The 10295-nt window shown below is 60.5% G+C and carries 7 protein-coding genes, 1 other RNA gene and 3 pseudogenes; 10 read left to right on the top strand and 1 reads right to left on the bottom strand.

From position 1 onward, the window contains the following. The first annotated feature begins 8 nt into the window (after nt 1-8). Nucleotides 9-377 carry a hypothetical protein gene (locus JCM25414_RS04425; RefSeq protein ID WP_025840848.1) on the top strand — a complete coding sequence of 123 codons (369 nt, stop codon included), beginning with the start codon at nt 9-11 and terminating at the stop codon, nt 375-377. A gap of 185 nt (nt 378-562) precedes the next feature. On the opposite strand, the gene JCM25414_RS17110 is transcribed toward JCM25414_RS04425, so the two are convergent. Beyond that, on the bottom strand, nt 563-1402 hold the full coding sequence (locus JCM25414_RS17110) for an alpha/beta hydrolase (protein ID WP_242403341.1): 840 nt from the start codon (nt 1400-1402) through the stop codon (nt 563-565). Nucleotides 1403-2137: 735 nt separating this feature from the next. Here JCM25414_RS17110 and JCM25414_RS04440 point away from each other — a divergent pair. The 9 genes and pseudogenes from JCM25414_RS04440 to JCM25414_RS24510 all read left to right on the top strand — a co-directional run. Beyond that, complete coding sequence (locus JCM25414_RS04440; protein ID WP_025840849.1) at nt 2138-3478, top strand: Hint domain-containing protein; 1341 nt, start codon at nt 2138-2140, stop codon at nt 3476-3478. A gap of 111 nt (nt 3479-3589) precedes the next feature. Next, an RNA gene (gene rnpB / locus JCM25414_RS21395) (RNase P RNA component class A) lies at nt 3590-3988 on the top strand. Nucleotides 3989-4451: 463 nt separating this feature from the next. Beyond that, nucleotides 4452-4924, top strand: a pseudogene (gene mraZ, locus JCM25414_RS17115) (division/cell wall cluster transcriptional repressor MraZ). Next, a complete protein-coding gene (gene rsmH, locus JCM25414_RS04455; protein WP_025840850.1) occupies nt 4921-5922 on the top strand; it encodes a 16S rRNA (cytosine(1402)-N(4))-methyltransferase RsmH in 1002 nt (333 codons plus the stop codon). The pseudogene mraZ and the gene rsmH overlap by 4 nt, the downstream one beginning before the upstream one ends. Beyond that, nucleotides 5919-6917 carry a cell division protein FtsL gene (gene ftsL / locus JCM25414_RS24495; protein WP_025840851.1) on the top strand — a complete coding sequence of 333 codons (999 nt, stop codon included), beginning with the start codon at nt 5919-5921 and terminating at the stop codon, nt 6915-6917. The genes rsmH and ftsL overlap by 4 nt, the downstream gene beginning before the upstream one ends. A gap of 127 nt (nt 6918-7044) precedes the next feature. Beyond that, nucleotides 7045-9029, top strand: a pseudogene (locus tag JCM25414_RS17120) (peptidoglycan D,D-transpeptidase FtsI family protein). Nucleotides 9030-9032: 3 nt separating this feature from the next. After that, entirely contained in the window at nt 9033-9308 is a 276-nt protein-coding gene (locus JCM25414_RS24500; protein WP_242403342.1) for a hypothetical protein, read from the top strand. A gap of 111 nt (nt 9309-9419) precedes the next feature. Then, nucleotides 9420-9913, top strand: a pseudogene (locus JCM25414_RS24505) (Mur ligase family protein); the annotation flags it as partial. A gap of 117 nt (nt 9914-10030) precedes the next feature. After that, the coding region (locus JCM25414_RS24510; protein ID WP_277911018.1) for a glutamate ligase domain-containing protein at nt 10031-10295 on the top strand (265 nt) is incomplete at its 3' end.

The raw sequence follows: 10295 nt of genomic DNA on the forward strand, positions 1-10295 counted from the left end.
GCCTGGTCGTGCTGGTACCGGTCTCTCTTCTGGCCGTGCTTGTCATGAAAATGGGCTGGCTCGACCAGGCTGCGGACAAGATCCAGTTCGATCGCCTGGCCTGGTTCGACAATACCAAACTCGTCGAACATCTGCGTGTCATGGTGACGCATAACGGCATGACCGATGTGCCTGCAAAATGCCTCGTGCCGATCATCAACGGTAATGATCCGCCAGATGCAACGCGCGTTGATTTCATGCAGCGCAGCAATGATGGCTGCCCCGGCAAGGCCGGTACGTTCGACCGGCTCTTTACGATCAAGGTGAACAGAGCCGATCGCCTTCTGGCTACCGATCAGGGGTCACCCGGTCGCTTTCACGCCATGGCACAGCAGTAATCAAGAAAAAAGCCGGGTTCGCAGTCCGGCTTTTTTCATGGGCGCTCAGTTAGTTTGCTTTGCATCATGGAAAGACCGGCGCAGAAACTTTCCGCCCAGACGCAACGCACGCCGGCCGTCCACAAGCGCGGCGTAAAAATTCAGAAACCCATGGATCGCGTGCGGAAAGCAGACCAGACGCACGCTCACTCCGGCACCACGCAGCAGGCGAGTATAAAGCTCAGCTCCCCACGCAGCGGATCGAAACCAGCCGTGACAATCATCGCAGGAGCGAGACCGCCGAAGTCGTCAGCAAAGACCGGGGCCATATCCGGGTCGAGCATGTCGCGGTCACAACGACTATATTGTCGGCCATACCACTCAAGAAGACGGGCGGTCAGCATAAAACCCTGACCAAAAATCTCGCGGCTCGGCGGCGAGAGCAAACCGCTTACGGTCGGATAATACAGTAATTGCGATACCATGCGGCGCAGTCCGTAGTCTCTGGCCCGGCGCGCAAGCACCGCAGCGAGATTGCCACCCGCGCTGTCACCGCAAACCGCGAGCGGAAGGTCCAGTGCCTCGGCCTGCTCGTAAAGCCAAAGCAGGGCACCCCACCCATCATCGACCGCCGCCGGGAAAGGCGCCTCCGGTGCAAGGCGGTAATCGAGTGACAGCACCATCGCGCCGGAGTGACGTGCCAGACGACAACAGATCCCGTGATGCGAGACGAGATCGCAATGCACAAAGCCGCCGCCATGCATGAAAAGCACCAGCCCGGTGACGCGCCCTCTGGGTCGATAGAGCCGGGCAAGGCGGGTCTCGTCACCGCAAGGTACGCGCAATTCGCGCCACTCCCTGATCTGCAATGAGGAGAGCGCCTGGGGGAAACTCGGCATACCCGTCATACGACGCAGCGCCGCCAGAGAGGCAGGCGTCAGGCTTTCCGGCAAGGGTAAGCCGTCACGACCTTTCGATGCTCTTTTGAGCCAGTGCAGAAAAAGGCGATAGAGCCATCCTGGGCGAGAAACAGGCAAAATAGTCATGAACGAAAGTTTGGGCTGCCTTATCGGACTTCACCAGAGAAATATGGCTTGAGATCGCAAGACGGCGCCCCTGACCGCCCAGGCTACAGCCGCCTTTCCGTCGAAACCACTTCCTCACAAGGCTCTCTCAGCTTCACGCGTCGGGCTTTACACACTGCGTCTTCCGGGGCTGCGCGAACCCAGATCCCCCCGGCGCTACGTCGGAAACCGCAAGCTGAATGAGTCAAACGCGCGCTTAGGGTAAGTTTTGTTAAGGAGCACTGAACAAAACATGTTTGACATTCCAGACCCGGAAAGTCTCTAGTTCGAAAATAGTAAGATTACCATTCTCTCCTGAAATAAAAGCGAGAGTTGTACTTGGTCCTGGAAATAAAATTAAGACCGATGAGACTACTCCTTCAGCAGGGCGTGTGACATCAGCCTGTATGCGCGCGCCGCCACCGCGCGCGCCCTAGCCGTGAGCTATGATCTTGGCGCCGCCAGCAAGACTACGACAATTGCCGCAGGCAGAACCGTAGTTTTTCCGGGTCATCGGACGGGAAATCAACGGTCAATGTCAAAGGAGCCGTCGTCAATAACGGCACGATCAATATTACCGGTATCTCGCTGTTGCCCTTCGCAGCCTCGTCAATCACCGGAGCCTGCACGATCAATCTCAAGAACGTTCAGCTGAGAGGCAATTCCAAAGATCCGACCTTTTATTCGCTGCTGACCGTGGCCGGATAGACGATCAACATGGAAAATTCGTCTCTCTCGGTTCAGCGATCCATGTCGAACACGACCATCAATCTCAAAGGGTCGAACAATTATATCGCCTTCAATTTCCAGTCCGGCGTCGTCGATCTCCGCATACGCGGGCTCTCGCAGGGCGATGTTCTCTATGTCTGGAACGGCAACGGCACGAACAGCTTCAGCTATAATCCGTCGACCGGCATTCTGACGATCACACAGCTGACAAAGACCATTCGTCTCGATATCGGCCTCGGCTACGATCCCAACGGCTTCACGAATGCAGGCAGCTACAACGGAAACAAGGGTGTAACCTATACCAGAGCCACCCCCTGTTTTCTTTCCGGCACGCTGATCGCCACACCATCGGGCGAGCACCCGGTTGAAACGTTGCGGTCGGGGGATCTGATCACGATCATGAGAGACGGCATTCGGCAATCATGCCCGATCGTCAGCATACACGAAGGCCGACAAACACCTTCACCGGTGCTGCCGGAATGCTGGGCCAATTACCCTGTCCGTATCCATGCAAAAGCCTTTGGTACGCGCGCACCCTATCGCGATCTTCTGGTGACACCGGAACATTGCGTTCATTTTGACGGAACTCGCGTTCCGGCTCGCACGCTCATCAATAATGACTCGGTGACTTACGACAGAAATACCGGTCCCTACCGGTATTTCGGCATAGAACTTGAGAAGCACGAGTTCATCATCGCCAATGGCCTGACGGTAGAGAGCTATATGCCTGCGCTATTGCCTGCCCCTGAGGGCAAAACAGCGCATTCCGCTACTCCCGTCCCTGATGACGCAATGCGCCCACTCCCGCTTGACGCCTCATCGCCCTTTCTCGCTTCGATTTTCACCCTGTACGGTCATGCGGCGCAGCTCTCGAAGCGTCACGGCGCCAATGATCTTCGCACTGCCGGGCTTTGTCTTACGACCGAAGACGGACGCGTCATCCCGCCGCATTTCGTCGATGAGCGCCGCATCATGTTCGGCTTGCCCGCCCATACCAGAACGGTTGTGCTGCACTCACGCGTTTTCATTCCTGCAGTCGATATCGGGGCTCATATCGACGACCGCCGCACTCTGGGTGTTCTGGTCGGACAGATAAGGGTGGGAAGCGATCGGGAAGGCTTCGATCTCGACGGGCATCTTGAGCCAGAGAGCGCCGATGGCTGGCACAAGGTCGAGACCCCGACATGCCGATGGACGAATGGCGCTGCCTTCATCCATCTCCCATCGCCGGTCGAGGCGCGCGGCAGCCAGATGACCGTCACCCTTCTGGACTCGCCTCCAGGCGAAAAGACGACGCTCGGACAGCACTCCTTCCTGAGCCTGACCTGAACGTTGACGCCGCACCCCAGCAGGCCGCCGGAAACCCGAACACCGTGAGCCTGGCATAAATTCCGCGCCAGCCGCTTGACCCCGCATCGGGCATCGGTCAGGTTGCGCCCGTCAGACGGTCGGGCGATCGCTGCTGCGTCGGTGCGAACCGGCGTGATGGAGGAAAGTCCGGGCTCCACGGGAGAACGATGCCGGCTAACGGCCGGCGGGGGCGACCCTAGGGAAAGTGCCACAGAAAACAAACCGCCTGCCCGGCTCTCGGGCTGCAGGCAAGGGTGAAACGGTGCGGTAAGAGCGCACCGCTCCTTCGGTAACGCGGGAGGCAGGGCAAACCCCATCGGGAGCAAGACCGAATAGGAATGGCGGATCCGTCTCTCGCGAGATGGGATCAGAGGCTCTCCCGCCTTGTCATTCGGGTTGGTTGCGTGAGGCCGGTTGCAAGACCGGTCCCAGAGGAATGATCGCCCCGCCTTTGGCGGACAGAACCCGGCTTACAGACCGTCTGACATTATTTTTCGCAAAGACAAGAAAGCAGGACGCGCCCGTTTCCGGCTGCGGTCAGAATGCCTGTCGTTGCCATTTTGGCGCCACAGCATCATGCAATCCAGGGAGAAGAGTTCGCGTCTGACGCGGAAATAAGAGTAAAAAACTCCGGCCATGGACTCAATCGCGCCTTAATCACCTTTTGTTCTCCCCTAATAAGAACTTAACAAAAACACCTCATGGCAAAGTCATGATTGCGTCTCCGTATCGGAAAAGAGAACATTATAAGAACATAATATTTGATGGCGACGAAAAAATCGAGGAATTCCGCCAATTTCCAGCGCGAATTGTTTGACGTCCCATAAAATCCCATGATATCCCAAACATATCCCGGACGGTTCCTGAGACAAGCAGCGAGCGGCCTTGTCCCGCCCCGGCGCGAAAAGTCATTGGCAGTCACTCTTGGAACGGCGAGGAGGCATCGAACGGCGTGAGTGTGTTTCTTGGCACGCATCAGAACCGTTTTGACGCCAAGGGCCGCGTGTCCATTCCGGCATCCTTTCGCGCTGCCCTACGCGCTCAGGCCCAGCCTGAAGAGAGTCTGGTCATTCTGCGCCCCTCCCATCTTCACCCCTGCATCGAAGCCTGGCCTTGCGCCGCATTCGCCACCCTTGCAGGCCGGTAGAGTCTCTGGATATCTTCTCCGACGACCATGACGATCTCGCCGCCAGTCTCTATGCCGATGCCTATCCGATCGATGCCGACAAGGAAGGGCGCATCATCCTGCCGGATGTGCTCAAACGTCATGCCAATCTCGTCGATGAGATCTCCTTCATGGGGCTCGGTCGCGTCTTCCAGATCTGGGAGCCCGAGGCCGGTGCCAAACGTCGCGAAGAAGCCCGCGCCCGCGCCCGCCGCATGACCAGCCGCCCCACGACAAATGCCCGCGAGTTGGCATCATGAACGCGATCGCTCCTCTCGCCTTGCTGACCGAACACGACCCCGGCCATGTGCCCGTAATGCTGCCCGAAGTGCTCGACGCCCTCGCCCCGCATGATGACGGACGGTATGTCGATGGCACATTCGGCGGCGGTGGCTATACAAGAGGCATTCTGGTCCGTGCGGCCTGCACCGTCTGGGGCGTCGATCGCGACCCGACGGCCATCGCCCGTGCCGAAGCGCTTGCGGCCGAACTTGACGCCTGCGCGCCCTCGCGCAAGCTGGTGGCCGTGCCCGGCACTTTCGGCGCCATGGCCGATCTGCTGGGCGATGACGCGCCTTTCGATGGCATCGTGCTTGATATCGGCGTGTCGTCCTATCAGATCGACGAGGCCGAGCGTGGCTTCTCGTTCCGCCATGACGGGCCGCTCGACATGCGCATGTCGCAGGCTGGTCGGTCAGCCGCCGATCTGGTGAACAAGGCTGATGCCGACGAGTTGGCCGACATCATCTATCATTACGGCGAAGACCGGCTGTCGCGCCGCATCGCCGCCGCCATCGTTCGCGCGCGTGCCGAAGAACCCATCCACACGACAGCACGTCTGGCCGATATCGTGCGCAGTGTCGTGCGCCCTGATAAATCGGGCATTCATCCCGCGACACGCACGTTTCAGGCGCTGCGTATCGCTGTGAATGACGAGCTCGGTGAATTGCAGCGCGCACTGGACACGGCCCCTGCCCTTCTGGCCGAGGGCGGCAGGCTGGTCGTGGTAACGTTTCACTCGCTCGAAGACCGTCTGGTCAAGCGCGCGCTTGCCCAGGCCGCGGGACGTGTCAGCCGCCCATCACGCCATGAACCCATGGCCGAGCGCTTTGTCACGCCCGATTTCGTTCTGCCGCACACGCGCCCGGTTCTCGCATCCGAAGACGAGATCCGCCGCAATCCCCGTTCCCGCAGCGCCAAGCTGCGAAGCCTGCTCCGCACCGCACCTTCAGCCTCTGTTAGGGGGTCTCATTCATGATCCGGCCTTTTACGATCCTTTGCGCGCTCCTTGCCGGTGGTTCGGGCATGTTTCTTTATACCAAGAAGCATGAGACGACCGTGCTCGATCAGCATATCACGACGGTCGTGCAGAAGACGGAGCGTGTGCGCCAGCAGACGGCGATGCTGCGCACCCAGTGGGCCCTGCTGAACCAGCCGGATCGATTGAGCGCCCTGTCAACGCGTTTTCTGGGTCAACTGCACCCCATGGCCCCCACGCAATATGTGCGACTGGCCAGCATGATCGACGCCTTGCCCGCGCCCAGCACCAAGCCCGCCTTTCGCGATCCGCGCGAAAGCCTGAGTGTGGCTGTGTCCAATGCCCCTTCTGCCCAGCCTGCCGTCGTTGCAGCGCCTAGGGCGCCTGAACAGAAGGCTTCAGAACCGAAGGGTTCTGCCGCGCATGACACCCCTTCAGCACTCGTGGCCAGCGCCGACACATCCCGTCATCGCCCCGCTCCGGCCGTTGTTGCGTCAGAGGCAGACGCCCCCGCCATGCCAGCCCCTCGCGTGACACTCGCTTCGGCGACGCCCCGCGTGGCACAGGCTGCCCGCCCGGCCACGGCACCGCGTTCGACGCGTCTGGTGCCCCCAGCTCCGCGCCCTACCATCGAGCTGGCCCAGCAGAGCAACCGCACCCATATGGTCTCTGACGAACTTGGTCAGGCCGCGCATCATGGCCATCGTTACGACGCCGTCGTGCATGCGACCACACGCAACAGCGCCGCGCAGAGCAACGGGGATTCCGATCTCGCAGTTCGTCTGGCGACGTTTCGTGGCAACCGCCCTCAGGCGACGGCGGCTACCACATGGCGTAATCCACGCGTAGCGGCGCCTGCCCATGCGGCACGACAGAATGTCGACGTTGCCATTCAGGCCCCCAAGCCGCATCATGTGCAGAGCGATTCAGGGTCGTCTTCGTCTCTCGCTGGCTATGGTGATGCGCTTCCGCCGCCCATGCCTCTCGCCAATTGAGCGGATATGAAAGCGCCTGAGCATGGCTGGCAGGACTCCTCCCCCGAAAAAATCGGGCAACACGGATGGCGCGCCCTCGCGCTCTGAAGGCAGGAGTCCCAAACGGGTCAAGGCGTCACTCGACCAGATGCATACGAGGCTGATCGGTGTCGGCCTCGGTTTTCTGTTTCTGTTCGGTCTGGTTGCGGTCAAGTTGAGCCTTGCGACCGTCTTCATGCCCATGGCTCCCGAGAAGCGACAGATCGCGTCGCAGGTGCCAGAAATTCCCAAAAGCGACCCTAAAGGCCAGATTGCAGGGGATTTCGCCCTGCCTGACGTGCATCGTGCCAGCATTGTCGATCGCAATGGCCAGACGCTGGCGCTGTCGCTGCCGGTGGCGCAGGTCTATGCCAATCCCATGGAGCTGATCGACGCGTCCGATGCAGCCAAGAAGCTCAAGAGCGTTCTGCCGCAACTCGACGAGGCAGAAACCACGCGCCGCCTCTCGCTTAAGAAGCAGTTCGTCTATATTGCCCGCGATATTTCGCCTGTGCAGGAAATCGCGATCAATAATCTCGGCATCCCGGGTATTTATTTCGAGGCGAGCGAGCGCCGTCATTATCCACTGGGCCGTACTGCTGCGCAGATACTGGGCGGGGTAGATATTGATGACCATGGCGTGGCAGGGGTCGAACGGTTTTTCAACGAGCGTCTGAACAAGGACCGCACACCGCTGCGCCTGTCGCTTGATGTACGTATCCAGGCCGTCGCGCGTGAGGTGACCCAGGCCGCCATGGACGAATTCCAGGCTATCGGTGCCGCTGCCATCGTCATGGATGTCAATACGGGCGAAGTCATCTCCATGGTGAGCTTGCCCGATTACGACGCCAATGATTTCGGCCGTGCGCCCGCCGATTCACGCTTCAACCGCGCCGTGACTGGCATGTATGAACCGGGCTCGACGTTCAAATTGCAGACAGCCGCCATGGCCATAGAATATGGCGTGGCTCATATCTGGGATCGTTTCTCGACCATTCCGATCCACATCGGACGATTCACGATCTCCGATATCAAATCCGACCATTTTCAGCCTTGGCTCGCCTTGCCTGACGTGCTGGCCAAATCGTCCAACCCCGCTGCCGCCCATATCGCGCTCGATGTGGGCGCCAAGAGGCAGCAGGAATGGCTACGCACCATGGGGTTCTTCAATCGCGTGCCGATTGAATTGCCAGAAGCTGGCCGCCCCATCGTACCGTCAACGAAAAACTGGGGCGTTTCGACGGTCATGACAATCGGCTTCGGCCATGGCGTCGCCGAAGCTCCTCTTGCCATCGTGCGCGGCACGGCGGCGACCGTGAACGGCGGCATTCTTATCAAGCCGACGCTTCTCGCCCGTGATCAGGATGACGCTTCGAAACCCGATAACGACGCCCTGCCACCTGCCGGCGCCCCCGGTGCCGCGCCTGCTGGCGCGCCGATAACCCCGGCAGCTTCAAACCCGACACTTCCGGCACTGCTACGAGCGATGATGCCCCGGCGCCTCCCCCGGCGCCCGAGGGTCTGCGTGTGGTGTCGGAAGAGAACTCGAAGCTCATCCGCAAGATGCTGCGCCTTGACGTGACACAGGGTACGGCGCGCAGCGCGGAGGTGCCGGGCTATTTCGTTGGCGGCAAGACAGGCACGGCTGAAAAAGTCGGCCCGAACGGTCGCTATCTGAAACACGTCAATATCTCGGCCTTCACCTCGATCTTTCCGATGAATGCTCCGCGTTACGCGGTCTATGTCATGCTCGATTCTCCGCACCCGACACCCAAGACCCATGGTTTCGTGACGTCCGGCTGGAACGCTGCTCCGACCACCGGCAAGCTGATTGCGCGTATCGGACCGATGCTCGGCATGTTCCCCGACACCAAAAATGCGGCAAAGATCGATGCCGATATGGCGATACCGCTCGAACCTGGCATTCCGCCCGGCAAGCGCGCCCTCGGCCCCGGCAATGACCCCGGCGATCCGCGCATCGCGGCGCAGAAGGAAAAAGAGGAAAAAGCCGCAGCCAAAGCCGCTGAAAAAGCGGCCAGGCTTGCCGCCAAAGCCTCCGGACGCACCGCGCACCATACCCCTGAACGAGGCTGAGCCATGCGCCTTTCCGAGATTCTGCATCGGGCCGGGTTGACCGCCCCGACATGCGCCATCGATCCCGAAATCATGGACATCACCGCCGATAGCCGAGCCGTGGTGCCAGGCATGATCTTTGCCGCTTTGCCTGGCGTTGCCCAGGATGGCGCGCGCTTCATCCCGCAAGCTTGGCACAGGGCGCCGCCGCCCTGCTGCTGCCGGAGAGTGCAGATCTTCCGGCTGGCGTCGAAACGCCCTGCATTACGGCCCTGTCCCCCCGCCATGATCTGGCTGTGATCGCGCGTATTCTGGCTGGCGCGCAGCCGCGACGCATCGTGGCCATTACCGGGACCAATGGCAAAAGCAGTTCCGCTGACTTCCTGCGGCAGCTCTGGTCGCTGGGCGGCAATGCGTCGGCGAGTATCGGCACGCTCGCTCATCAGCGATATCCCTGTCGAGGCACCGCCGCCGCTCACGACGCCTGATGCGGTTTCTCTGGTGCAAAGCCTCGCCCGGCTCAAAGCTGTCGGCGTCGATCATGTGGCACTCGAAGCATCCTCGCACGGGCTCGATCAACATCGGCTCGATGGCGTCTCGCTGAATGCCGGCGGGTTCAGCAATCTCACGCGCGACCATCTCGATTATCACGCACGATGGACGCCTATCGTGCCGCAAAGCTGAGACTCTTCGCCGAGCTTTTGCCCGAAGACGCCATTGCCGCCATCAATGCCGATATGGATTCAGAAACTGTCTCGGCGCTGCGCGATATGGCGCTGACGCGCAAGCTTCGTCTGCGCGGCGTGGGCGAACAGGGCGAGACGATCCGACTTCTGCGCGCAACGCCTCTCCCCCATGGTCAGATCGTATCGCTCTCTCTCTTCGGCGAGACGCTGCCTGAATACGAACTTGGCCTTACCGGACGCTTCCAGGTCGATAACGTGCTGCTCGCTGCTGCCCTTGCCTGGGAGGACAATTCACAGGCCCGCGCCGTGCTCGATCTCATCCCGCAACTGGGCGGCGTGCGCGGCCGCGCCGAACTGGCGGTAACCCTCGATCATGGAGCGGGTGTCTATGTCGATTATGCCCATACTCCCGATGCGCTTGATCATCTGCTGCACAGCCTGCGCCCTCATGCGCAGAACCGCCTGATTGTCGTTTTCGGCGCAGGCGGTGACCGCGATCGTGGCAAGCGCCCGCTCATGGGTCAGATTGCCGCGAGACTGGCCGATCTGGCCATCGTAACCGATGACAATCCGCGCAGCGAAGATCCGGCGACGATACGCG

The organism is Asaia platycodi JCM 25414, assembly GCF_000614545.1.
Taxonomy (GTDB): Bacteria; Pseudomonadota; Alphaproteobacteria; order Acetobacterales; family Acetobacteraceae; genus Asaia; species Asaia platycodi.